Origin of the sequence: Streptomyces mauvecolor (assembly GCF_039532965.1) — a bacterium.
In the GTDB taxonomy this organism is placed as follows: domain Bacteria; phylum Actinomycetota; class Actinomycetes; order Streptomycetales; family Streptomycetaceae; genus Streptomyces; species Streptomyces violascens.
In genome coordinates this window covers 428,525-451,986 of record NZ_BAAASQ010000002.1, presented here as the reverse complement: position 1 = coordinate 451,986, position 23,462 = coordinate 428,525, and the positions used below count along the sequence as shown (strand labels likewise).

The following is a 23,462-nucleotide window of genomic DNA, read 5'->3' as shown; positions in this document are numbered from 1 at the left end:
TGTACAGTCTCATTCGCAGCCAAGCACCAACGGGCTGCGAAACAAGGTCCTGTGGAGCAGTTTGGAGTGCTCGCCACCCTGTCAAGGTGGAGGCCGCGGGTTCAAATCCCGTCAGGACCGCAGCAAATCGGAGCCCGCATCCCTCACCGGATGCGGGCTCCGGTGCTTGTGCCGGGTACAGCCCCCTCCCGGAGGCCGCGCCCCGCGGCGGAGCCGCGAAACAAACGCAGCAAATCCCGCCAGGACCGCCACCACTTCCCAACCCGCACCCCTCACCGGACACGGGCCCCGGTGCTTGTGCCGGGTGCTGCCTCACGCGGGGAGGGGCTTCGCCGCTCACCCCCGCGCCCCAGGACCGGATGCCCCCCCGATGCGGGCTCAGGCGTTCCTTGTGGCCCGGATCCCTCAGGATCCGGGCCTTCTCGCTGTCTTGACGGGGGCACCTGCCGCCGGTACCCCTGCAAGGGAGGGGAACGGGGCTCCCCGAGGAGGTGGTGCATGGCGGCGTCGTCGAGGCACGAGACGCGGGCGCTGCTGCGGGCCCATCTGTCGGCCGCTCTGGGCTACCGCCACCTCACCCGTCACTGCGCGGTCTGCCATCGGCTCCTGAGGCTCGCCATGGAGGTCGCCGAGCCCGCGCGCCCCGAGGACGAAAGTCCCCCCAACCGGTGACCTATGGCGGGCCGGTGGCCACCGCCGGGGTGGGAGGCTCTGACTGGAGGGCTCTTGAGGGTGTGACGGGAGTCACGGAATGAGTTTCCGGAACGACTGAACTTACGCACCCCATACAACGCCCCGATTTAATATGTGCAATTGCACCACCCTGAGTGGTGGTGCCACGGAGTCGGCGGAAGGCCCCCCTCCGGAGCGGTCGCGCGAGGCCCCGGGGAGCTGCCGGAAGTGCCGGACAAGGCCGGACATAAAAAGATCGCGCTGGACCCGGCGGAGTCCAGCGCGATCAATGACGCAGCCCGTTGGGGCGGGCTGGGCGTCATGTGGAGCTATAGGCGGACCGGGTCGGGGTGGGGGCCCCGGATGGTCCGGATTATTGGGGTGTTGTTCAGGCCTCGCTGCGCTGCTGCGGAATACCCGCCAGCAGTGCGCGGACCTCTGCCTCGCGGTACCGGCGATGCCCACCCAGCGTGCGGATGGACGTGAGCTTGCCGGCCTTGGCCCAGCGGGTCACCGTCTTCGGGTCCACGCGGAACATCGTGGCAACCTCAGCCGGGGTCAGCAGCGGCTCGGCATCAGGGGTGCGAGCGGTCATGAGCGGCCTCCTCGGGAGAACCGAACCTTCTCGGTTCTTTCCTCTAAATTCTGCACCTTGACCCGCGTTGCCCGAAATGGCGGACGCGAGCCGAGTCGGTTATAGGACGAACGGCTTGTCCTCGGCACTACAACTACACCATCCGTCCAGCCACGTCGGCCAAACCGATGGAATTGCCCTCCCAGGTGTTCATCAGCGACGGAAGCCGATGGACCATGCCATAGCGGACAGTCACGCCACAGTGACGATCAGTCACAGAGCGATCAGGAGTCGTCAGACCCCCCATAGCAAGCAATACCGAGCAATCCGCCCGTAGTTGGGCGGAAGGGATCCTCCCCGGACCCCTTGTCCTATTTTGGCACGACGGTGGGGTCTGGGCGCAAGGGTGAGATAAGTGCGGTCCGTCACCCTTAGGGCAAAGGCCCGGATCAGGACCTACGTCCTGCGGCGAACCCGCGAAGGCCCTCCGGAGGCCGCCCCAAGACCCCCCGAAGGCCGCACGAAGATCCCACGGATGGCCTCATGGAGACCCTCCACCGCCCGCCCCCCGACGGCCCCTCAGAACCAGCCGCGGGACCTCAGTTGGCCATCCGGCGTTCCTTGACGGCCCGCCAGCGCTCCGTGAAGCGGCCGTACGCCTCCTCCGCGCCGGTGTCGTCGCCCGCCCGCAGCGCGGCGATCCCCTCGGCCACGTCGGCCGCCGAGCGGTCCGCCTCCAGGCTGTCCTGCGAGAGCGCGTGCACGAGGCCGCCGTAGTCCAGTTCGACCAGCGAGCGCGGATGGAATTCCTCCAGCCAGCGCCCGACGTCGACCAGGCCCTCGGTCAGCGGCCCCTCGTCGATGCGGTCCCGCAGCGTCCGCAGCGCCCTCGCGAGACGACGGCGGGCCTGGACCATCGGGGTGCGGTAGCGCAGCACGGGCGCGGTCGCACCCTCACCCGGTGCATACTCGCGCTCTTCGTCCGAAAAGACTGTGAACCAGCTCACAGGGATGTGCCAGACACTCGTCAGGATCCACGGCCGGGCGTCCGGATTCCGCTCCCGCCAGTGCTCGTAGTCCGCCTCGGCCTGCCTGCGCACCACCGGAGGCAGCAGCGCGTCCAGGACCGGCTCGGGGAACTGGCCCGCGAGACCTTCCAGCGCCTGCCAGCCGCGCAGCCGGGTCCGCCAGGGGCACACGCACACCACCCCGTCGAGCTCGGCGACGAACGCGTCCCCGCTCTCGTGCACCGGCACCGGGACGGGCGGGGTGGGCACCAAGTCGGCCAGCGCGCGCCGGAGTTCGTCCTGGGCACCGGGGGTGCGCCCGCGCTCGGCGTAGCGCTGCCAGTGGCCGCGCTCGGGTTCGGGAAAGGCGGCAAGGGGCTCGTACACCCGCAGGTAGGACGCGTACGGAACGATCACCGAGGACACCACCGCCATGTCCCGCATCGTCCCACGGGCACGCCCCCCTGTGCTCCTGACGGGGGTGATCCTGAGCACTGCGCCTGATCTACGGGCGCGTAGGACTTAACCTGCTCCCGAACCAGGCCCGCCCCACCCGCAGGCGGGCCGACAACCGCCGCTTCGTACTTGGGAGTCACCACCGTGACCGATGTGACCGGAGCCGATGACGTACTGCACACCCTCTTCCGCTCCGACCAGGGCGGACACGAGCAGGTCGTGCTGTGCCAGGACCGAGCCACCGGGCTCAGGGCCGTCATCGCCATCCACTCCACCGCCCTGGGCCCCGCCCTGGGCGGTACGCGCTTCTACCCGTACGCGACCGAGGCGGAGGCCGTCGCCGACGCCCTCAACCTGTCGCGCGGAATGTCGTACAAGAACGCCATGGCCGGGTTGGACCACGGCGGCGGCAAGGCCGTGATCATCGGTGATCCCGAGACGATCAAGACCGAAGAACTCCTGCTCGCCTACGGGCGGTTCGTGGCCTCGCTCGGCGGGCGCTACGTGACGGCCTGCGACGTCGGCACCTACGTCGCCGACATGGACGTCGTGGCGCGCACCTGCCAGTGGACGACCGGCCGCTCCCCCGAGAACGGCGGCGCGGGCGACTCGTCCGTGCTGACCGCGTTCGGCGTGTTCCAGGGCATGCGGGCCTCGGCCCAGCACCTGTGGGGCGACCCGACGCTGCGCGGCCGCAAGGTCGGCATCGCGGGCGTCGGCAAGGTCGGCCGGCACCTCGTCGGGCACCTGCTCGCGGACGGCGCCGAGGTCGTGATCACGGACGTGCGCGAGGAGTCGGTACGCACCATCACCGACCTGCACCCCCAGGTCACCGTCGCCGCCGACACCGAGGCGCTGATCCGCACCGAGGGTCTCGACATCTACGCCCCGTGCGCGCTGGGCGGCGCCCTGAACGACGAGAGCGTGCCCGTGCTCACCGCGAAGGTGGTGTGCGGCGCGGCCAACAACCAGCTCGCGCACCCGGGTGTCGAGAAGGACCTCGCGGACCGCGCGATCCTGTACGCACCCGACTACGTCGTGAACGCGGGTGGCGTGATCCAGGTGGCCGACGAGCTCCACGGCTTCGACTTCGACCGCTGCAAGGCGAAGGCTTCGAAGATCTTCGACACCACGCTGGCCATATTCGCTCGTGCGAAGGAAGACGGCATTCCGCCGGCCGCCGCGGCCGACCGGATCGCCGAACAGCGCATGGCGGAGGCACGTCAACACTGAGCCTCCCGGGCGCCCGCCGACCGGGCTGAGAGACATGACTCACGCCGGTCGGCGGGTCGAGCGCCAAGAAGAGGTTAAAATCGCGGTTGACCAGCGAGGACAGGGCTCTTTGTTGGTTCTGCCAAGTGGCGCGTCATGCGGGCGGCGTACCGTATGGCCGCGGAAGCAGGTACCGTTGAAGCCCTACGGACGCGGTCTCTCCACGGAGAGTCCGTTCCGGATCATGAACGCGTGTCAAGACTCTGGGGCCGTCGAGCCCCGTCACCGAGGGGGTCGAGCCATGGGGCGCGGCCGGGCAAAGGCCAAGCAGACGAAGGTCGCCCGCCAGCTGAAGTACAGCAGCGGCGGGACTGACCTGTCGCGTCTGGCCAACGAGCTGGGCGCATCTACTCCGAACCCGACAGTGAGCCAACCGCCGAACGCGGAGCCACTGGAGGACGACGAGGACGACGACCCGTACGCCCGCTATGCGGATCTGTACGGGAATGACGACGAGGACGAGGACGAAGAGTCCGGTCCGTCGTCGCAGCGCCGCGGCGCTTGACTTCGCTGATCCCGCTTTCGCAGCAACGCATCTCTTCGCTGCTCTGAGCACACCGACCCGGTCCGGGGCCTTCGCCCCAGACCGGGTTTCGTGCTGCCTGTGAGGCCTTGCTCGGCGACGCTTCTAATGCGAATACGTGCCGGTCAGCGCGGCACCGTCGCGGTGATCCCCACGCTCCAGGATCTCTCCGGCGACCCAGGCGTCCACGCCCCGGTCCGCGAGGGTCTGGAGCGCGACGTCGACCGAGACCTCCGGGACGATCGCCATCATGCCGACGCCCATGTTGAGCGTCTTCTCCAGTTCGAGCCGCTCGACGTTGCCCGCCGTGCCGACGAGGTCGAAGACCGCGCCCGGCGTCCAGGTCGAGCGGTCGACCGTGGCGTGCAGGTGGTCGGGGATGACCCGGGCCAGGTTGTTGGCAAGACCGCCGCCGGTGATGTGGCTGAAACCGTGCACCTCGGCGGTGCGGGTCAGCGCCAGGCAGTCAAGGGAGTAGATCTTGGTCGGCTCCAGGAGCTCCTCGCCGAGCGTGCGGCCGAACTCCTCGACGTGCTGGTCCAAGGTCATCCTGGCCCGGTCGAACACCACGTGCCGGACGAGTGAGTACCCGTTCGAGTGAAGACCGGACGAGGCCATGGCGATGACGGCGTCGCCCTCGCGAATGCGGTCGGCGCCCAGGAGCTGGTCGTACTCGACGACACCGGTGCCGGCGCCCGCGACGTCGAAGTCGTCGGGGCCGAGCAGGCCCGGGTGCTCGGCGGTCTCGCCGCCGACCAGCGCGCAGCCCGCCAGGACACAGCCTTCGGCGATGCCCTTCACGATGGCCGCGACGCGCTCGGGGTGGACCTTGCCGACGCAGATGTAGTCGGTCATGAACAGCGGCTCGGCACCACACACGACCAGGTCGTCGACGACCATGCCGACGAGGTCGTGGCCGATGGTGTCGTACACGCCCATCTTGCGGGCGAGGTCGACCTTCGTGCCGACGCCGTCGGTGGCGGAGGCGAGCAGCGGGCGCTCGTAGCGCTTGAGGGCCGAGGCGTCGAAGAGGCCGGCGAATCCGCCGAGGCCGCCCAGGACCTCGGGGCGCTTCGTCTTCTTCACCCACTCCTTCATCAACTCGACGGCGCGGTCGCCCGCCTCGATGTCGACGCCCGCGGCTGCGTAGCTGGCACCAGTGGTCTCAGGCATGTGACTGGGAACTTTCGTGTCGTACTGCAGGGGTCTTACGGGCGGCGCAGGGCGTCGGCGGCCGCGGTCGCGGCGGGGCCGGAAGCCAGCTCGGACTCCAGGAGCTGCTTGCCGAGCAGCTCGGGGTCGGGGAGCTCCATCGGGTACACGCCGTCGAAGCAGGCGCGGCAGAGGTTGTCCTTGGGGATCGTCGTCGCTTCGATCATCGCGTCGGTCGAGATGTACGAGAGCGAGTCGGCGCCCAGGGACGTGCCGATCTCCTCGATGGTCATGCCGTTGGCGATCAGCTCCGCGCGGGTCGCGAAGTCGATGCCGAAGAAACAGGGCCACTTCACCGGCGGCGACGAGATCCGGATGTGGACCTCGGCGGCGCCCGCCTCGCGGAGCATCTTGACGAGCGCGCGCTGGGTGTTGCCGCGGACGATCGAGTCGTCCACGACCACCAGGCGCTTGCCCCGGATGACTTCCTTCAGCGGGTTCAGCTTGAGCCGGATACCGAGCTGGCGGATGGTCTGCGAGGGCTGGATGAACGTACGGCCGACGTAGGCGTTCTTCACCAGGCCCGAGCCGTACGGGATGCCGCTGGCCTCGGCGTATCCGATCGCGGCGGGGGTGCCGGACTCCGGAGTCGCTATGACCAGGTCGGCCTCGACCGGGGCTTCCTTGGCGAGTTTCCGGCCCATCTCCACTCGCGAGAGGTAGACGTTCCGGCCGGCGATGTCGGTGTCCGGGCGCGCCAGGTAGACGTACTCGAAGACACAGCCCTTGGGCTTCGCTTCTGCGAATCGCGAGGTGCGCAGGCCGTTCTCGTCGATGGCGACGAGCTCGCCCGGCTCGATCTCGCGGACGAAGCTGGCGCCGCAGATGTCGAGCGCGGCGCTCTCCGATGCGACGACCCAGCCGCGCTCCAGGCGGCCGAGCACCAGCGGGCGGATGCCCTGCGGGTCACGGGCGCAGTACAGCGTCTGCTCGTCCATGAAGACCAGCGAGAAGGCGCCCTGGACCTGGGGAAGGACCTTGGCGGCCGCTTCCTCGACGGTCAGCGGCTTGCCGTCGTCGTCCGTCTGGCCGGCGAGCAGCGCGGTGACCAGGTCGGTGTCGTTGGTGGCGGCGAGCTGGGTCGCCCGGCCGTTCTCCTTGGGCAGCTCGGCGACCATCTCCGCGAGCTGCGCGGTGTTCACCAGGTTGCCGTTGTGGCCGAGCGCGATCGAGCCGTGGGCGGTCGCCCTGAAGGTCGGCTGAGCGTTCTCCCACACGGAGGCACCGGTGGTCGAGTAGCGGGCGTGACCGACCGCGATATGACCCTGGAGGGAACCGAGCGAGGTCTCGTCGAAGACCTGGGAGACAAGTCCCATGTCCTTGAAGACGAGGATCTGGGAGCCGTTGCTGACCGCGATGCCCGCGGATTCCTGGCCCCGATGTTGGAGGGCGTAGAGCCCGAAGTAAGTGAGCTTCGCGACCTCTTCACCCGGAGCCCAGACACCGAAGACGCCGCAAGCGTCCTGGGGGCCCTTCTCACCGGGGAGCAGGTCGTGGTTGAGTCGTCCGTCACCACGTGGCACGCCACCGAGTGTAGGCGAGATCGACCACTGGTCCGAATTGGGGATACGGACAGGCGGGCACCCTGCCCCCTTTTGTAGCTTTCGCGCCTCGCCCCCTCGCAGGGTCCCCTTTTTGCCCTTCGGTCACGTCCCCGCAGGTGGGCCGGGGTACGCGCCTACGGCTCGGGGTGTTTGCGACTGCGTCGCAGACCCGTGCCGAGTGTGACGGAGTTCGCTTCGCGGGGCGGGATTGGGCCGGAGGCCGGGTGCGGGGGCGTGTGCGCTGCGTGAGGACACCCCCTGCTTGCGCAGTTTCCCGCGCCCCTAGCAGGGTCGCCCCCGGAAAGGGGCATACCCGGCCCGTCATGGGGGTCCCCCCTGGCCCTTAAAGCTTTGGGGACGTTTGCGGACGAGCACCCTTCAGGCGCGATACGGGTCTGGGGAGGAGCCCCGGGTGGCCGGGGTCGCCCACCCTCGGACTACGCCATCACCGGCAGTACCGCCGACAAGTCCGCCCGCTCCCCGCTCGCCGCGACCTTCGCCGAGTCCCGCGCCTCGGCCCACCCCGTACGCCCCGTCGCGAGCCGGATCCACGTGAGCGGATCCGTCTCGACCACGTTCGGCGGCGTGCCCCGCGTGTGCTTCGGGCCGGCCACGCACTGGACCACCGCGTACGGCGGGATCCGCACCTCGACCGAGCCGCCCGGAGCCTTCACGGCGAGCGCGTCGGCCAGCAGCCGGGTGCAGGCGGCGAGCGCCTGCCGGTCGTAGGGGACGCCGAGTTCGGGCAGCGCTTCGTTCAAGTCGTCGGTGTGGACGACGAGTTCGACGGTCCGGGTCACCAGGACGTCCGCGAAGGTCATCGCGCCGAACCGGGTCGGCATGAGCCGGGTGTCCGCGGTGGCTGCGAAGAGCTCCTCGGTGCGGGCCGCCCGCTGCTCGAAGAGTGCGTCGAGGTCGGCGGTCGTCGACGCCAACTCCCGTGTCTGGTCGGCCACTTGACCGCCCACCACCGCCGTGCGGAACGGCCAGTCGAGCAGCCCGACCTCCTGCTTGAGCGGCTCCTCCTCGGCGAGGTAGCGGTCCAGCATGCCGAGCGCCATCGTGTGGTGCACGGCGAGCTCGCGCACCGTCCAGTCGCCGAGCCGGGTGGGCCGGGCGAGCTGCTCGGGCGTGAGCGCGGCGACGGCCTGGCGTACGTGGCCGAACTGGGCGAGGACGGCGGCCCGGATCTTCACCGGGTCGTACTTGCGGGCGCGCTTCTTGGCCGGGGGCATGAAGCCGAGCCTACGCCGGGCCGGGGTAGCTCCCGAGACCGTTTTCGACCTGCGCGAACGCCCGCTCGGCGCGTTCCGCGGCATCGGTGGCGACCCATCGCGCGGACTCCCCGCCGAGGATGCGGCGGTGGTGCTCGTTGATCAGCGCGTTGCGGGCGCCGGTCAGCTGGGCGGCCGCGACCGCGGCGAGCATCGGGTCGCCGCCCTCCCCGGCGAGCAGCTCGGCCAGTTCCCGCTGCGCCTCACCGAACGCGAGGGAGGCGCGCTGGAGCAACACCGGGGTGTTCTGGATGAGCTGGCGGGCCTGGAGGGAGCGCGGGTCGTCGTTGAGGCCGACCGACGGATCGCGCAGCTCGATCATCTCCAGGAACTGCCGGCGCACCGCGGCCACCGCCGACTCGCCGGCCTCGCGCTCGCGCACGGCCCGTACGACATCGCCGACGTGGTTCATCATCGGCGCGGTGACCAGGTCTTCCTTCGTGCCGAAGTAGTTGAAGACGGTCATCTTCGAGACGTCTGCCGCGGCGGCGATCTCCGCCACCGAGACATGGTCAAAGCCGCGCTCGGTGAACAGGTCGAGCGCGGTGCGCCAGATCCGCATCGCGGTCTCCCGCTTCTTGCGCTCGCGCAGCCCCTCACCAGCAGTCATGCACATCACTGTACCAGGATGAAATTTAATCCAGGATGAAAGATTGACTTGGTATATCTTTCTGGTCCATGGTGGTGCCCATGACGAAGACCATGACGAGCACGAAGCCACTGAAGAGCACCGAGACCCGGGCCACGAACGCCGCCGAGCCCCTCATGACCAGGACCCAGACCCTGATCGCCATGGCCGTCTGCATCGCCACGATCCTGCTGGCCGTGCTCGACATGAACATCGTGTCGGCGGCCACCGTGCCCATCGCCCGCGATCTCGACCCGGCGCACGGAGTCGACAAGATCCCCTGGCTGATCAGCGCGTTCGCGCTCGCCTCGGCCGCGGCGCTGCCCCTGTACGGAAAGCTCTGCGACACCCTCGGCGCGAAGAAGGTCTTCGTCGGCGCCGTCGCCACCTTCCTGCTCGGCTCGGCGCTGTGCGGCGCCGCCCAGTCGATGGCCGAACTGATCGCGGCCCGCGCCCTCCAGGGCCTCGGCGGCGGCGGTCTGATGAGCGTCACCATGGTCGTACTCGCGCAGCTCCAGGGCCCGAACGGCAAGGGCGGCAACAAGGCGAGCGGCGTCGGCGGGATCGTCGGGGGCACCGGCATGGCGATCGGCCCCTGGATCGGCGGCACCCTCGCGGACCACGCCGACTGGCGCTGGATCTTCTACATCAACCTGCCGCTCGGCATCGCCGCCCTGATCGGCGCCGTCCTCGTACTGAGGCTCCCGGCCTCCCCGGTCCGACACCGCATCGACTACCTCGGCGCGACGCTCGCCGCCGCCTTCACCAGCAGCCTGCTCCTGGCGACCAGCTGGGGCGGCAAGCAGTACGCCTGGGGCTCGCCCGAGATCATCGGCCTGCTCGCGGCCTGCGTCCTGACCCTCGCGCTGTTCCTTCGCCGCCAGACCACCGCCGCGGAGCCGGTCCTGCCGCTCTCGATGTTCAAGGTGCCCCAACTGCGGTACGGCTTCGCCATCCAGGGGCTGCTCGGCGCCGCGATGATGGGCGCGCTGGTCTACGTCATGATCTACCTCCAGGCGGTGCGCGGCCTCGCCCCGGCGGCCTCCGGGCTCCACCTCGTCCCCCTGGCGCTCGGCATGACCGCCGTCGGCCTCGCGGCGGGCAGGCTCACCGACCGCGGCTGGCGCATGAAGACCTTCGTGCTGACCGGCACCGTCGCCTCCGCCCTCGCGCTCGCCGCGCTCGCCACCCTCGACGCCGGGACCTCGCTGTGGCAGCTCCGCGGCGCGCTCCTCCTCATGGGCTGCGGGTTCGGCCTGCTCATAGGCCAGCTCATCCCGTACGTCCAGAACGCCGCCCCCGCCCACCAGCTGGGCATCGCGACCACCAGCATCCGGTTCTTCCAGACACTGGGGAACGCGCTTGGCGCGGCCGTCTTCGGCACGCTGCTCAGCCGGGTGTACGAGGCGAAGGTGCCGGGCGGCTCGACCAGCACCATCGCCCACCTGACCGGCGCCGCCCGCGACACCGCGGTGCACGGCTTCGTCTCCGCGATGGACGTGGTCTTCCTGGTGGCGGCGGGGGTCATGGCGGTCGCCGCGGTCCTGGCCGCCCGCCTCCCCGCCGAGACGCGGCCCGTGCCCACCACCCCGGTCGAGACCGGGCACCTCGTCGACGCCTGAACGCACTTCGGCCCCGTACCTCATCAACTGAGGTACGGGGCCGAGGAGTTGGTGCGTACTAGGCCAGCAGGGCGGGAATGGTCGCCTCGTGGGCCGTGCGCAGTTCGGTCAGCTCCAGGGTGAACTCGCCCTGGACGTCGATGGAGGCGCCGTCCACGACACCGACCCGGGTCGCCGGAAGGCCGCGCGCCCCGCACATGTCGGTGAAGCGCAGCTCCTCGGAGCGGGGCACGGACACGATCGCCCGCCCGGCCGACTCGCTGAACAGGAACGTGAAGGCGTCGAGCCCGTCCGGCACGACCAGGCGTGCGCCGTTGCCGCCCTTCAGGCAGGACTCGGCCACGGCCTGGATCAGACCGCCGTCCGACAGGTCGTGCGCGGCGTCGATCATGCCGTCGCGCGAGCCCGAGATCAGGATCTCGCCGAGCAGCTTCTCGCGGTCCAGGTCGACCTTGGGCGGCAGTCCGCCCAGGTGGTCGTGGACGACCTGGGACCAGGCCGAGCCGCCGAACTCCTCACGGGTGTCACCGAGGAGGTAGAGCAGCTGCCCCTCCTCGGCGAACGCGATCGGGGTGCGCCGGTTCACGTCGTCGATCACGCCGAGCACCGCGACCACGGGGGTCGGGTGGATCGCCGTCTCGCCGGTCTGGTTGTAGAGCGAGACGTTTCCGCCGGTCACCGGGGTGCCCAGCTGGAGGCAGCCGTCCGCGAGACCACGGGTGGCCTCGGCGAACTGCCACATGACGTCCGGGTCCTCGGGGGAGCCGAAGTTCAGGCAGTCCGAGATGGCGAGCGGCTTCGCGCCGGAGGCCGCCACGTTGCGGTAGGCCTCGGCGAGCGCGAGCTGGGCGCCGGTGTACGGGTCGAGCTTGGCGTACCGGCCGTTGCCGTCGGTCGCCATGGCCACGCCCAGGTTCGACTCCTCGTCGATCCGGACCATGCCCGCGTCCTCGGGCATCGCGAGCACCGTGTTGCCCTGCACGAAACGGTCGTACTGGTCGGTGATCCAGGACTTGGAGGCCTGGTTCGGGGAGCTCACGAGCTTGAGGACCTGGTCCTTCAGCTCCGCGCCGGACTGCGGACGCGGCAGCTTGCCCGCGTCGTCGGCCTGGAGGGCGTCCTGCCAGGAGGGGCGGGCGAACGGCCGGTGGTAGACCGGGCCCTCGTGGGCGACGGTGCGCGGCGGTACGTCCACGATCTGCTCGCCGTGCCAGAAGATCTCCAGCTGGGAGCCCTCGGTCACCTCACCGATGACGGTGGCGATGACGTCCCACTTCTCGCAGATCTCCATGAAGCGGTCGACGTGCTGCGGCTCGACGACCGCGCACATGCGTTCCTGCGACTCGCTCATGAGGATTTCCTCGGGCGAGAGGGAGGAGTCACGCAGGTGGACGGTGTCCAGCTCGACGCGCATGCCGCCCGAACCGGCGCTCGCCAGCTCCGAGGTCGCGCAGGACAGGCCCGCGCCACCCAGGTCCTGGATGCCCGCGACGAGCTTCTCCTTGAAGATCTCCAGGGTGCACTCGATGAGGAGCTTCTCCTGGAACGGGTCGCCGACCTGGACGGCCGGGCGCTTGGCCGGGCCGGTCGACTCGAACGTCTCGCTCGCCAGGACCGAGACGCCGCCGATGCCGTCGCCGCCCGTGCGGGCGCCGTACAGGATGACCTTGTTGCCGGGGCCCGACGCCTTCGCGAGGTGGATGTCCTCGTGCTTCATCACGCCGATGCAGCCGGCGTTGACCAGCGGGTTGCCCTGGTAGCAGGCGTCGAAGACGACCTCGCCGCCGATGTTCGGCAGGCCCAGGCAGTTGCCGTAGCCGCCGATGCCCGCGACGACGCCGGGCAGCACGCGCTTGGTGTCGGGGTGGTCGGCCGCACCGAAGCGCAGCGGGTCGACGACCGCGACCGGGCGGGCGCCCATGGCGAGGATGTCGCGGACGATGCCGCCGACGCCGGTGGCCGCGCCCTGGTAGGGCTCGATGTAGCTGGGGTGGTTGTGCGACTCGACCTTGAAGGTGACCGCGTACCCCTGGCCGACGTCGACGACGCCCGCGTTCTCGCCGATGCCCACCAGCATGGCGTCGTTCTCGGGGACCTTGTCGCCGAACTGCTTCAGGTGGACCTTGCTGCTCTTGTACGAGCAGTGCTCGGACCACATGACCGAGTACATGGCGAGCTCGGCGCCGGTCGGGCGGCGGCCGAGGATCTCCCGGATGCGCGCGTACTCGTCCTCCTTGAGGCCGAGCTCCTTCCAGGGCTGCTCGACGTCGGGGGTCTGCTCTGCGTGCTTGACGGTGTCGAGAGTCATGAGGCGTTGACCAGCTTCTTCAGGATCGAGGTGAAGAATCCGAGGCCGTCGGTACGGCCCGTACCGATCAGCGGCTCCACGGCGTGCTCGGGGTGCGGCATCAGGCCGACGACGTTGCCGGCGGCGTTGGTGATGCCCGCGATGTCGCGCAGCGAGCCGTTGGGGTTCATGTCCAGGTAGCGGAACGCGACCCGGCCCTCGGCCTCCAGCTCGTCAAGAGTGCGCTCGTCGGCGACGTACCGGCCGTCCATGTTCTTGAGCGGAACCCGGATCTCCTGGCCGGCCTCGTAGTCGGCGGTCCAGGCGGTCTCCGCGTTCTCCACCCGCAGCTTCTGCTCGCGGCAGATGAAGTGCAGGTGGTTGTTGCGGAGCATGGCGCCCGGCAGCAGGTGCGACTCGGTGAGGATCTGGAACCCGTTGCAGATGCCGAGGACCGGAAGACCGGCCTTCGCCTGCTCGATGATCGTCTCCATCACCGGCGAGAACCGGGAGATGGCCCCGGCCCGCAGGTAGTCGCCGTAGCTGAACCCGCCGGCGAGGACGACCGCGTCGACCTGCTTGAGGTCCTTGTCGCGGTGCCAGAGCGAAACCGGCTCGGCGCCCGCGATGCGCACGGCCCGCAGACTGTCCCGGTCGTCAAGCGTGCCGGGGAAGGTGACAACGCCGATGCGTGCAGTCACTTGGACTGCTCCTCGACCTTGACGGTGAAGTCTTCGATGACGGTGTTGGCGAGGAAGGTCTCGGCCATCTCGTGGATGCGGGCGAGGGCGGCCTCGTCGACCGGCCCCTCGACCTCCAGCTCGAAACGCTTTCCCTGACGTACGTCGCCGATCCCCTCGAAGCCGAGACGGGGCAGTGCGCGCTGCACCGCCTGTCCCTGCGGGTCGAGGATTTCCGGCTTGAGCATGACGTCGACTACGACGCGTGCCACTGGCACTCCCGGTGTGGTGTGGTGCGAAGGCGGTTCCCTCAGAGTACCCGCCCAAAAAATCTACGCGGGTAGATATAGCTGACCCCCGATCACGTTCCGGTTTCGGCCGCGACAACACGTGGGAAAAATCCCGAGAAAAAGTCGCCGAAGTCATTGCGTCGAGACACGCTGATGCAATTGGCTGGGCTTCACATTGCAATGGGTGCCGCTGTACAAAGGAATCCCAGCGAAAGCAACATTGCTCCATAACAGCCGGAAGGCCGGTATCGCCGCACGTCAGGCACGTGGGAGTGGCGAGACCGTAGGAAGGAACCGATATCCGTGGCTCAGCGCGTAGTGGTCACACTCTCCGATGACATCGACGGCGGAGAAGCGGCGGAAACGGTCACGTTCGGCCTGGACGGAAAGGTCTACGAGATCGACCTCAATCCCGCCAATGCAAAGAAACTGCGCAAGGCGCTCGCGCCTTACGTGACGGCGGGCCGGAAGCACTCGAAGTCCGGGAAGACGTATCGGCACACCGCCGTCGCGCCCGACCCGGCGGCCGTCCGCGCCTGGGCGCGCTCCAACAAGATGGACGTGCCGGCCCGCGGCCGGATCCCGAAGAAGGTCTACGAGGCCTTCGCCGAGGCCGGCTGACCCCCCGCCCGGGTCCCGTCCGGGGCGGCCCTGCACCCGCCCCGGACACCGGAGTTGCAAACCCCCCCTGCTGATCAGCTAGAGTCTGGAGCACGCCGAGGGGCAAGGCCGAAAGGCCCGGTCCGCCGGAGCGTGCGGGTGTAGTTCAGTAGCAGAACATCCCCCTTCCAGGGGGAAGGCGCAGTGTGCAATTCCTGTCACCCGCTCTGCATTGCGTACCGATCCATCTTGTGGATCAGGTAGAGTAGTGCTCGCGCCGCCCAGTGGCCCCTCTTTTTGAGGAGCGTGTGGTCGGAGGCATGCGGACGTGGCTCAGTTGGTAGAGCATCACCTTGCCAAGGTGAGGGTCGCGAGTTCGAATCTCGTCGTCCGCTCAGGAAGCACTGAAGGCCCCGGTTCATCGAACCGGGGCCTTCAGTCATGTCCGGGTCCACTCCTGACATTTGTCATGGCCGGTGATGACACCGCGCACTGCCCGCGCCCCGTTTCCCGCGGAACGCTGAAGTCATGGCAGGCACAGCGAATGTGATCGAGGTCGAGGAGCTGCGGCGGACCTACGCCGGAGGCTTCGAGGCCGTTTCCGGAATCTCCTTCTCGGTGGCGCGGGGCGAACTCTTCGCGCTGCTCGGCACCAACGGCGCGGGCAAGACCTCCACCGTCGAACTCCTCGAAGGTCTCGCCCCGCCCAGCGGCGGCAGCGTCCGGGTGCTCGGGCACGACCCGTACACCGAACGGGCCGCCGTGCGCCCCCGTACCGGCGTGATGCTCCAGGAAGGCGGGTTCCCCGCCGAGCTCACCGTGGCCGAGACCGTACGGATGTGGGCGGGGTGCACCAGTGGGCGACTGGAAGGTACGCGGCGGAGCCGCTCCGTGAGGGGCGGTGGTCGGGTGACGGGCGGGCCGGTGGACGAGGCGCTGGAACTCGTCGACCTGGGGCGGCGCTCCGGCGTACGGGTCAAGCAGCTCTCGGGCGGCGAGAAGCGGCGGCTCGACCTGGCGCTCGCGCTGCTCTCGCAGCCCGAGGTGCTCTTCCTCGACGAGCCGACGACGGGCCTGGACGCCCAAGGGCGGCGCGACACCTGGGAGTTGGTGCGGGCGCTGCGCGACGGCGGCACCACCGTGCTCCTGACCACCCACTACCTGGAGGAGGCCGAGGCGCTCGCCGAGCGGCTGGCGATCCTCCACGAAGGGCGGATCGCGGCGAGCGGCCGGGTCGACGAAGTCGTCGCCGCCCAGCCCTCGCACATCGCCTTCGAGCTGCCCGACGGCTACCACCTCGGCGATCTGCCGCCGCTCGACCGGCTCGGCGTCAGCAGCCACGAGACGAGCGGCCGCACCGTACGGCTGAAGACGAACGCGCTCCAACAGGCCGCCACCGGGCTGCTGTTGTGGGCCAGGGACAGCGGGGTCGAGCTGCGGGGGCTCGATGTGCGCTCGGCCTCGCTCGAAGAGGCGTTCATGAAGATCGCGCAGGACCAGCGCCGGGAAGAGGAGACCGTCCGATGAGCACCCTGGATGCCGTACGGGCCCCGGTGCGGGCCTCCGAGCGGACCGCGAAAGGCGCCGCCGACCGCATGCGGGCGCTGGGGCGCGCCGAACTCACCCTGCTCGGCCGCAACAAGTCGGCGCTGTTCACGGTCGTCGCGCTGCCGAGCCTGTTCACCGTCGCGATGCACTCGGCCGTCGACAGCCTCGACCTGAAGCAGACCGGGCTCACCGTCGGCACGGTGCTGCTGCCCGGCGCGCTCGGCTATGTGCTGCTGTTCGCGGTGTACTCGACGCTGACCGGCGTCTACGTCGTACGCCGGGAGGAACTCGTCCTGAAGCGGCTGCGCACCGGGGAGTTGCGCGACCTGGAGATCCTGGCGGGGGCGGCGCTGCCCGCGGTGCTCATCGGGCTCGTGCAGGCCGTGCTGCTCGCGGTGGGCGGCTCGGCCGTGATGGACGTGGCGGTGCCGGGGACGATATGGCTCGCGGTCGTCGGGCTGCTGCTCGGCATGGTCGTGATGGGCGCGCTCGCCGCGGCGACCGCCGCCGTCACCAAGTCCGCGGAGGGCGCCCAGATCGCGGTCATGCCCATGATGATGCTGTCGATCGCCGGCTCGGGCATGGTCGTACCGCTGGACGTGCTGCCCGACAGGCTGGCCTCGTTCTGCGAACTGCTGCCGCTGAGCCCGGTGGTGGGCATGATCCGGGACGGCTGGACCGGCGCGGGCGCGGGCGAGGTGCTGCGGGAACTGCTCGTCATGGTTGTCTGGACGTTCATCGCGGTGCTGGTCGTGCGCAAGCGCTTCCGCTGGGAGCCGCGGCGCTGAGACAGTGCTGACACAGGGGGGACGGCAGGGTGGTGGGCCGGATACGGGCATGGCATCGACGGCACTGGCACGACCGCAGCAGGGTCGAGAAGGTCGAGGTCCAGAGCCGGCTCATCTGGCGGTGCTCGACCTGGTTCCTCTTCCTCAGCTGGGACGTGCCGTTCATCGGCCCGGGCCTGCGGCACGGACCGCTGCAGGCGGCCCTCGGCGTGGCGACCGTCGCGGTCGGCGCGGCGCAGGCCTTCCAGGGCAACAGGGCCCACCGGGCGGCCGTCGACCACTACCTGGGCCGCGCCGAGGCGCCGCGGCGCGGACTGCTCGTGTCCGGGGCGCTCTGCGCGCTCTCGCTCGCCCTGCTCGTGGGGCTCCGGGTGGCGCACGGGATCACGGATCCGACGCTCCTGCTCGTCGTGCTGTACATCGTGATGCCGTTCGGGATGACGTACTGCCTGTTCGTCCCGCCCCGCACGTTCCTGTGGCGGTTCGCGCTGCTCGGCATTCCGGTCGTGGCGGTGTTCGCGCCGGCCGGAGTGCCGGGCCCGCAGCTGCTCGGCCTGGCGATCGGGGTGGCTCTGTCCGGCCTGTACGCCCTGATGGTGTCGCGCTGCGGAGCCTGGACGCTGTCGGTGCTCTGGGAGTCGGACCGGGCCCGCGAGACCGAGGCCCGGCTGGCCGTCGCCGAGGAACGGCTGCGCTTCGGACGGGACATGCACGACGTGCTCGGCCGCAACCTCGCCGTCATCGCGCTGAAGGCCGAGCTCGCCGTCCAGCTCGCCCGGCGCGGCCGGCCCGAGGCGGTGGCACAGATGGTGGAGGTGCAGCGCATCGCCCAGGAATCGCAGAAGGAGGTACGGGAAGTGGTGCGCGGCTATCGCGAGGCGGACCTCGGCGTGGAGATCGAGGGCGCCCGGGGCGTCCTGGAGGCGGCCGGGATCGGCTGCGAATACAGCGGGCCCACCGAGGAGCTGACCGTCGAGGTGCAGTCGGCGCTCGGCTGGGTGGTGCGCGAGGCCACCACCAATGTGCTGCGGCACGGGGACGCCCGCAGCGTCGCGATCAGGCTCGCCGTCGGCGGGCGCACCGCGACCCTGGTCGTCGAGAACGACGGCGTACCGGAGCGGCCCAGCACCGCCCCGGGCTCCGGCCTCGCGGGCCTGCGCGAACGGCTGTCCGCGCTCGGCGGCACCCTGGAGGCGGGCCCGGCGGGCGAGGGTCTTTTCCGGCTCACCGCGGAGGTGCCCAGATGAGCCGCCTGCGCGTGCTGCTCGCGGACGACGAGCATCTGATCCGTGGCGCGCTCGCCGCCCTGCTCGGCCTGGAGGACGATCTGGAGGTGGTCGCGGAGGCCGCGTCCGGGCCCGAGGCGCTCGCGATGGCGCGGGCCCATCGGCCCGATGTGGCGGTCCTCGACCTGGAGATGCCGGGGGCGGATGGTGTGACAGTGGCCACAAAGCTGCGGGCCGAACTGCCGTCCTGCCGGACCATGATCGTGACCAGTCACGGGCGCCCCGGCCACCTCAAGCGGGCGCTCTCGGCGGGCGTGCGGGGCTTCGTGCCGAAGACCGTGAGCGCCCGGCGGCTCGCCGAGATCATCCGCTCCGTACATGCCGGAAACCGTTACGTGGACCCGGAGTTGGCGGCCGACGCGATCTCCGCGGGGGACTCCCCGCTGACCGTGCGCGAGGCCGAGGTGCTCGGGTTCGCGGCCGACGGGGCGCCCGTCGCGGAGATCGCCGAGCGGGCCGCGCTGTCGCAGGGGACGGTGCGGAACTACCTCTCCTCGGCCGCCGCCAAGCTGGGCGCGGAGAACCGTCACACGGCGGTGCGTCTCGCCCGCGAGCGCGGTTGGGTATAGTGGTCTCCGCGCCACGGCGCATGCGAACGTAGCTCAGCTGGTAGAGCACCACCTTGCCAAGGTGGATGTCGCGAGTTCGAACCTCGTCGTTCGCTCAGAAGAAGAAGCCCCCGGCCACACGGCCGGGGGCTTCTTTGCTTACGACCAGCTGTTGCCGGTGAGCTGCTCGTACGCCTCGATGTACTTGCCCCGGGTCGCGTCCACGACCTCCTGCGGCAGCGCGGGCGGCGGGCGCTCGCTCGTGCGGTCCCAGCCGGAAGCCGGCGAGGTCAGCCAGTCGCGGACGTACTGCTTGTCGTAACTGGGCTGGGCGCGGCCCGGCTCCCAGGTCGCGGCCGGCCAGAAGCGCGAGGAGTCCGGGGTGAGCACCTCGTCGGCGATGACGAGCTCCTCGCCCGCGAAGCCGAACTCGAACTTGGTGTCCGCGAGGATGATGCCCCGCTCGCGCGCGATGTCGCGGGCCCGGCCGTACACGGCGAGGGTGGCCTGGCGCAGCTGGGCTGCGGTCTCCGCGCCGATCTGGCGGGCCACCTCCTCGTAGCTCACGTTCTCGTCGTGGTCGCCGACGGCGGCCTTGGTGGCGGGCGTGAAGATCGGCGCGGGCAGCTCGGACCCGTTGGACAGGCCCTCGGGCAGCGCGAGGCCGCACACCGTACGGGACGCGTTGTACTCGACCAGGCCGGAGCCCGCGAGGTAGCCGCGGGCGACGCACTCCACCGGGACCATCGCGAGCGACCTGCACACCAGGGTGCGGCCCGCCCAGTCGGCGGGGGCGCCCTCGGGGAGCTCCTCGGAGATGACGTGGTTGGGCACCAGGTCGGCGAGCAGGTCGAACCACCACAGCGAGAGCTGGGTGAGCACCCGGCCCTTGTCGGGGATCTCGGTGGGCAGCACCCAGTCGTACGCGGACATCCGGTCGCTGGCGACCATCAGCAGGTCGCCGGCCTCGTTCTGATAGAGGTCACGCACCTTGCCCGTGTGGAGGTGGGTGAGGCCGGGAACCTGAAGCGGCTCGGGCTTTTCTACGAATCCGGACACGGTTCCTCCGCGTAGGTTGATCCAGGAGCGATTCCGATTCTCTCGCATGCGGCCGGGTACCCAGGTCGCGGGTGGTGTGCGAGGGCATTCTTCGGGGGTCAGTCCCGCTTGCAGATGCGGTCGAGGAGGTTGGCCGTGGCGCGCTGGATGCGGCTGTCCACATGGCCGGGCCGGTCCAGCGCCGGCGACCAGGCGAAAGTGCCCGACGCGAAGACGAGCGCGCCGGAGGGGGCCCGGTACAGCGACGTCTCCTGGTGGCGGGCGTGCTGCTCGCCGTCCCGGTACGGGGAGTGGGCGAGCAGGATGCGGTCCTGGTGCTCGGGGAGCGCGGTGCGCGGGTAGTAGCGGTCGGCCTCGCCCGCGACCAGGCCGTCGATCTCGTCGCCGTCACCGGCCCCGGTCGCCTCCCACAGCCAGTGGTCCGCGTTGCGTACGACCAGGGGGTACGGCTCGGGGACGCGGCCCGCGTACTGGATGCCCAGGAGCTGCTGCTCGGGCCGGGCGACCTCGCGCCACAGGGCGGGGCGGCCGGGACCGCGCCGCTTGCGGCAGGTGAGGAGGCGGTCGGGCACGCCGGACGGGGACGGGCCCAACTCCACTTGCCAATAAAGGGAGTTGGCGGACAGGAAGACGAGCGAGGTGCCGCCGTCGCGGGCGAGCTCCACGGTGCGGCGCATCGGGGCCGACCAGTACTCGTCGTGGCCGGGGAAGACGAGGCCCCGGTAGCGGGACGGGTCCACGCGGCCCGCGTGCAGGTCGCGGGCGTCGGCATAGGCGAGGTCGTAGCCGTAGCGCTCGGCCCAGCGGATGAAGTCGTAGGCGTGGCCGACGTGCAGGGGCAGGCCCGCGCCCGCGAACGGCCGGTCGAAGGAGACGGTGATCGCCGCGTCCACCTCGCCGAGCAGCCGGCCCTCCTCGTCCCAGGCGTGGTAGAGGCTGGCACCGGTGCGGCCGTCCTCCGGGAAGAGGTTGTACGCCTGCCAGGTGATGTCGGGCAGCAGCAGGAGCAGATCGGCGGGGTGGCTGTCGCGGACGGTGAACGGGATGTGCGAGCGGTAGCCGTCGGCGGTGGTCAGCACGGCGACGTGCGCGCCGATCGAGGCGTGCGAGGGCACCTGGTAGCGCCACGACTGCCACCAGTGGTGACAGGAGACCGTACGGTCGGCCGCCAGCGGGGGCGGCTGGACGATCCCGGAGAGCCGGGGGCTGGTGGCGATCTTCGCGGCCCCGTCGCCGCCGTAGTGCCCGATCCGGTAGACGTCCACGGTGAACTGCTGCGGGGGGTCCACGGTGATGTGGAAGTCGATGGCCTCGCCGGGCGCGACGGCCCCGTTGGAGGCGAACCCCTTGATCTGCTGGCGTACGTCGTCGGCGGTGCGCGGGCCGGTGACCCGGTCGGTGCCGCGCTGGGCCGGGACGTGGTCGACGTACCAGGGCACCACGTGCCCGGTGTCGTCGAAGTAGGTCTCGCTGCCGCGCAGCCAGGGCAGCGGGCCCTGCCCGAAGGGGTCCGAGACGGCGTGCGCGAGGGCACCCGACTCCCAGCGCCGGATGTGGTCCGACCGTTCCACCCCCATGTCACTCCCCTCCCTCGATCCCCCGAGACAACAGTTGATGCGACTGTGGTGCGTCGTCTGACAGCTACCGGTCCCCAGCACATCACATAACGCACGCACTCCGTCACCGTTCGTCGCGAATTGACGCTAAACGGAAGGGTTAATTCCGGATATGCTCCGGCTGCAGTGCGGATGTCGTGCGCGCACTCGGGGCCAACTCGGCGCAGTCAGGGGCCTGTTGGGGGCCCGGCGGGGTGCCGGTGCCGAGCGGGGGCGCACTCGGACCAGCCGTACCGGCGTCGGGCGGGGGGCTCCTCAGGCCAGCCGCACCGGCGTTTGAGCGGACCCTCAGACCAGCCGTACCGGCTTCTCCGGGCGGATGCCGACGGAGGACAGCCAGGCGCGCAGCGCATCCGCGTCGCCGTCCTCGACCAGGGTCAGCACGGGCGAGGCCAGGTCCGAGCGGCGTACGTCGTCGACGAGCAGCGAGGGGCCGTCCAGCCAGTCGAGCCCGGGCAGCGCGCCCGCCGTGTCGACCGCCGCGCAGCACACCATCGCCGTCACATGGTCGGCGAGCAGCTCGCGGCCGGTGCGGGGCGGCTGGAGCGGGAAGAGCGGCACCGCGTCCGCTCCCCAGGACTCCAAGCCCGGCGCGGGCGGCGCGGACGCGGCCTCCTCTCCGGCCACCTCCGCCGCGATCCCGGCGGCCAGGCGCTCCCCTGCCTCGCCGTCGGAGGCGGTGAGGTGGTCGATGACGCGGGCCAGCGTCGGGGCGGCGGGCTCCGTGTCGCGGCGCTCGCCCAGCGCGTCGAGGACCCGGTGCAGCCGCGCCGCCTCGGTGCGCCACTTGCGGTCGACGACTTCCTCCGGATACGCCGCCCAGTCGACCGGCGCCCAGTCGGGGCCGGGCTCGGCGGGGCCGCCGTGGAACAGCCGGGCGGCGAGCAGCGAGGTCGCCTCGTCGGCCGCGCCGGGCTCCTCCAGGAGGTCGCAGGCCGGCCGCTCGCCGAGCCGGGAGGCGAAGCCCTCGGCCAGCCGGTCGCGCCGGGACAGCTCGGTGAGCGCGGAGACCACTCCCGCGTCAAGCCGGGAGGGCCAGCGCCCCATCCGCCAGGCGGGCAGCGCGACCCGGGTAAGGAGCCGGTCCCAGCCCGCGTAGGCGAGCCCTACCTGCTCCTGGGCGACGATGCGCACCCCGTAGTCCACCGCCTGTGCGCGCTCGGAGGCGGCTGCGGCGACCCCGCGCTCCATTTCGGCGGCGTGCACCCGGCACCCACGCAGGAGCAGCCGGGCGATCGGTCCGACGAAGCCGAGCGGTATGCGCCGCAGCGGGCCGAGCCCGGGCCTGGCGGCCACGCCGACGGCCGCGTCGAGACCCCGTACGAACCGGCGGGCGGCGGCTATGTCCGGGTGCGCGGAGGGGCCCGTACCGGCGACGACGGGGGCGAGGATCGCGCGCAGCTCGCCGACGCGCATCCACCACATGAAGGGCGAGCCGATGACCAGGACCGGTGCGGCCGGCACCCGCCGGGCGCGACCGGAGCCCTCATCGGCGCCTCGTATGAAGCGAGTGGGCATCGCCCCCTGCCCGGTGGCCGCGTGCGCCGGATGCGTACGGTCCTCCAGCCAGCTGTCGCAGTCGGGCGTGAGGGCTATCGCGGAGGGCGGGGGCACATCGAGCCGCTCGGCCAGGTCCCTGACCAGGCGGTACAGGTCGGGGGCGGCCGATTCGGCGAGGTCCACCGTGGGGGACAGGGCCGGTCTGGCCCGTACGATCACCGCCGCCACGGCGGCCGCGAGCAGCAGCACGAGCAGCGCGGTGGCGATGACCGCCCAGCGCGCGCTGTCCCAGCCGGTGCCGTCGATGCGGCCCTGCGCGGCCGCGACGATCAGCACGACGGCGACGGCTGCCGGCAGCAGCGCCACGGCCAGCGCCCTGCTGCGGATGCGCAGCACGGCGAGAGCCCGCGAGCGCGCATGCTGCGCACCCGCCTCTCCACCCATTCCGGTACCGGACACGGCCGGACTTCACCCCC

The 23,462-nt window shown here is 70.6% G+C and carries 21 protein-coding genes and 4 tRNA genes; 13 read left to right on the top strand and 12 right to left on the bottom strand.

Annotation, left to right across the window (positions count from 1 at the left end; genetic code table 11):
* Nucleotides 1-45 precede the first annotated feature (45 nt).
* Nucleotides 46-120 (top strand) — tRNA-Asp (locus ABD346_RS02825).
* Nucleotides 121-498: 378 nt separating this feature from the next.
* Nucleotides 499-672, top strand: a complete 174-nt coding sequence (locus tag ABD346_RS02820; protein WP_189965967.1) for a DUF6274 family protein — start codon at nucleotides 499-501, stop codon at nucleotides 670-672.
* A gap of 388 nt (nucleotides 673-1,060) precedes the next feature.
* Here ABD346_RS02820 and bldC read toward each other — a convergent pair whose 3' ends face one another.
* Both bldC and ABD346_RS02810 read right to left on the bottom strand, forming a co-directional pair.
* The gene (gene bldC, locus ABD346_RS02815) at nucleotides 1,061-1,267 is read right to left on the bottom strand and encodes a developmental transcriptional regulator BldC (RefSeq protein WP_003949541.1); all 207 of its coding nucleotides are present in this window, start codon (nucleotides 1,265-1,267) and stop codon (nucleotides 1,061-1,063) included.
* 578 nt (nucleotides 1,268-1,845) lie between these two features.
* The gene (locus ABD346_RS02810) at nucleotides 1,846-2,688 is read right to left on the bottom strand and encodes a DUF8083 family protein (protein WP_344371168.1); all 843 of its coding nucleotides are present in this window, start codon (nucleotides 2,686-2,688) and stop codon (nucleotides 1,846-1,848) included.
* Nucleotides 2,689-2,853: 165 nt separating this feature from the next.
* Between ABD346_RS02810 and ABD346_RS02805 the strand changes: the two genes are divergently transcribed.
* Together ABD346_RS02805 and ABD346_RS02800 are read left to right on the top strand one after the other, a co-directional pair.
* Nucleotides 2,854-3,942: a Leu/Phe/Val dehydrogenase gene (locus ABD346_RS02805; RefSeq protein ID WP_344371165.1), complete on the top strand. Its 1,089-nt coding sequence runs from the start codon at nucleotides 2,854-2,856 to the stop codon at nucleotides 3,940-3,942.
* 280 nt (nucleotides 3,943-4,222) lie between these two features.
* On the top strand, nucleotides 4,223-4,486 hold the full coding sequence (locus tag ABD346_RS02800) for a DUF3073 domain-containing protein (protein ID WP_344371164.1): 264 nt from the start codon (nucleotides 4,223-4,225) through the stop codon (nucleotides 4,484-4,486).
* Nucleotides 4,487-4,609: 123 nt separating this feature from the next.
* On the opposite strand, the gene purM is transcribed toward ABD346_RS02800, so the two are convergent.
* The 4 genes from purM to ABD346_RS02780 all read right to left on the bottom strand — a co-directional run bounded on the left by purM (nucleotide 4,610) and on the right by ABD346_RS02780 (nucleotide 9,144).
* Complete coding sequence (purM, locus tag ABD346_RS02795) at nucleotides 4,610-5,677, bottom strand: phosphoribosylformylglycinamidine cyclo-ligase (protein WP_344371163.1); 1,068 nt, start codon at nucleotides 5,675-5,677, stop codon at nucleotides 4,610-4,612.
* Nucleotides 5,678-5,712: 35 nt separating this feature from the next.
* Nucleotides 5,713-7,239, bottom strand: coding sequence for an amidophosphoribosyltransferase (purF, locus tag ABD346_RS02790; RefSeq protein ID WP_189965957.1), 1,527 nt, complete (start codon nucleotides 7,237-7,239; stop codon nucleotides 5,713-5,715).
* A 458-nt stretch (nucleotides 7,240-7,697) separates the two neighbouring features.
* Nucleotides 7,698-8,495 (bottom strand): maleylpyruvate isomerase family mycothiol-dependent enzyme, encoded by a 798-nt coding sequence (locus ABD346_RS02785; RefSeq protein WP_344371160.1) that lies wholly within the window; start codon nucleotides 8,493-8,495, stop codon nucleotides 7,698-7,700.
* A gap of 10 nt (nucleotides 8,496-8,505) precedes the next feature.
* Nucleotides 8,506-9,144, bottom strand: coding sequence for a TetR/AcrR family transcriptional regulator (locus ABD346_RS02780; protein ID WP_344371159.1), 639 nt, complete (start codon nucleotides 9,142-9,144; stop codon nucleotides 8,506-8,508).
* A 155-nt stretch (nucleotides 9,145-9,299) separates the two neighbouring features.
* Here ABD346_RS02780 and ABD346_RS02775 point away from each other — a divergent pair, with 155 nt between their 5' ends.
* A complete protein-coding gene (locus tag ABD346_RS02775) occupies nucleotides 9,300-10,784 on the top strand; it encodes an MFS transporter (protein ID WP_381225360.1) in 1,485 nt (494 codons plus the stop codon).
* 58 nt (nucleotides 10,785-10,842) lie between these two features.
* Here the strand turns inward: ABD346_RS02775 and purL are convergent, their stop codons facing one another.
* From purL to purS, 3 genes are read right to left on the bottom strand one after another with little or no spacing between them, the layout of a single operon-like run.
* Complete coding sequence (gene purL / locus ABD346_RS02770) at nucleotides 10,843-13,092, bottom strand: phosphoribosylformylglycinamidine synthase subunit PurL (RefSeq protein ID WP_344371158.1); 2,250 nt, start codon at nucleotides 13,090-13,092, stop codon at nucleotides 10,843-10,845.
* Nucleotides 13,089-13,772, bottom strand: coding sequence for a phosphoribosylformylglycinamidine synthase subunit PurQ (gene purQ, locus ABD346_RS02765; RefSeq protein ID WP_344371157.1), 684 nt, complete (start codon nucleotides 13,770-13,772; stop codon nucleotides 13,089-13,091). Before purQ ends, purL begins: the two co-directional genes overlap by 4 nt.
* The gene (purS, locus tag ABD346_RS02760) at nucleotides 13,769-14,029 is read right to left on the bottom strand and encodes a phosphoribosylformylglycinamidine synthase subunit PurS (protein ID WP_078966365.1); all 261 of its coding nucleotides are present in this window, start codon (nucleotides 14,027-14,029) and stop codon (nucleotides 13,769-13,771) included. The genes purQ and purS overlap by 4 nt, the downstream gene beginning before the upstream one ends.
* A gap of 315 nt (nucleotides 14,030-14,344) precedes the next feature.
* On the opposite strand from purS, the gene ABD346_RS02755 reads away from it, so the two are divergent.
* The 8 genes from ABD346_RS02755 to ABD346_RS02720 all read left to right on the top strand — a co-directional run bounded on the left by ABD346_RS02755 (nucleotide 14,345) and on the right by ABD346_RS02720 (nucleotide 18,927).
* A complete protein-coding gene (locus tag ABD346_RS02755; RefSeq protein WP_344371156.1) occupies nucleotides 14,345-14,662 on the top strand; it encodes a histone-like nucleoid-structuring protein Lsr2 in 318 nt (105 codons plus the stop codon).
* A gap of 134 nt (nucleotides 14,663-14,796) precedes the next feature.
* A tRNA-Gly gene (locus tag ABD346_RS02750) sits at nucleotides 14,797-14,868 on the top strand.
* 95 nt (nucleotides 14,869-14,963) lie between these two features.
* Nucleotides 14,964-15,036, top strand: a tRNA-Gly gene (locus ABD346_RS02745).
* Between the two features lie 133 nt (nucleotides 15,037-15,169).
* Entirely contained in the window at nucleotides 15,170-16,168 is a 999-nt protein-coding gene (locus ABD346_RS02740) for an ABC transporter ATP-binding protein (RefSeq protein WP_344371155.1), read from the top strand.
* Nucleotides 16,165-16,977, top strand: a complete 813-nt coding sequence (locus ABD346_RS02735) for an ABC transporter permease (RefSeq protein ID WP_344371154.1) — start codon at nucleotides 16,165-16,167, stop codon at nucleotides 16,975-16,977. The genes ABD346_RS02740 and ABD346_RS02735 overlap by 4 nt, the downstream gene beginning before the upstream one ends.
* A gap of 29 nt (nucleotides 16,978-17,006) precedes the next feature.
* Nucleotides 17,007-18,224 carry a sensor histidine kinase gene (locus tag ABD346_RS02730; protein WP_344371153.1) on the top strand — a complete coding sequence of 406 codons (1,218 nt, stop codon included), beginning with the start codon at nucleotides 17,007-17,009 and terminating at the stop codon, nucleotides 18,222-18,224.
* On the top strand, nucleotides 18,221-18,832 hold the full coding sequence (locus ABD346_RS02725) for a response regulator transcription factor (RefSeq protein ID WP_344371150.1): 612 nt from the start codon (nucleotides 18,221-18,223) through the stop codon (nucleotides 18,830-18,832). The genes ABD346_RS02730 and ABD346_RS02725 overlap by 4 nt, the downstream gene beginning before the upstream one ends.
* A gap of 22 nt (nucleotides 18,833-18,854) precedes the next feature.
* Nucleotides 18,855-18,927: transfer RNA gene (locus ABD346_RS02720), tRNA-Gly, on the top strand.
* Nucleotides 18,928-18,970: 43 nt separating this feature from the next.
* On the opposite strand, the gene ABD346_RS02715 is transcribed toward ABD346_RS02720, so the two are convergent.
* The 3 genes from ABD346_RS02715 to ABD346_RS02705 all read right to left on the bottom strand — a co-directional run bounded on the left by ABD346_RS02715 (nucleotide 18,971) and on the right by ABD346_RS02705 (nucleotide 23,445).
* Nucleotides 18,971-19,870: a phosphoribosylaminoimidazolesuccinocarboxamide synthase gene (locus ABD346_RS02715; protein ID WP_344371149.1), complete on the bottom strand. Its 900-nt coding sequence runs from the start codon at nucleotides 19,868-19,870 to the stop codon at nucleotides 18,971-18,973.
* A gap of 98 nt (nucleotides 19,871-19,968) precedes the next feature.
* Entirely contained in the window at nucleotides 19,969-21,447 is a 1,479-nt protein-coding gene (locus ABD346_RS02710) for a N,N-dimethylformamidase beta subunit family domain-containing protein (RefSeq protein WP_344371148.1), read from the bottom strand.
* A gap of 327 nt (nucleotides 21,448-21,774) precedes the next feature.
* Nucleotides 21,775-23,445, bottom strand: coding sequence for a M48 family metalloprotease (locus ABD346_RS02705; protein WP_344371147.1), 1,671 nt, complete (start codon nucleotides 23,443-23,445; stop codon nucleotides 21,775-21,777).
* Nucleotides 23,446-23,462: the final 17 nt, after the last annotated feature.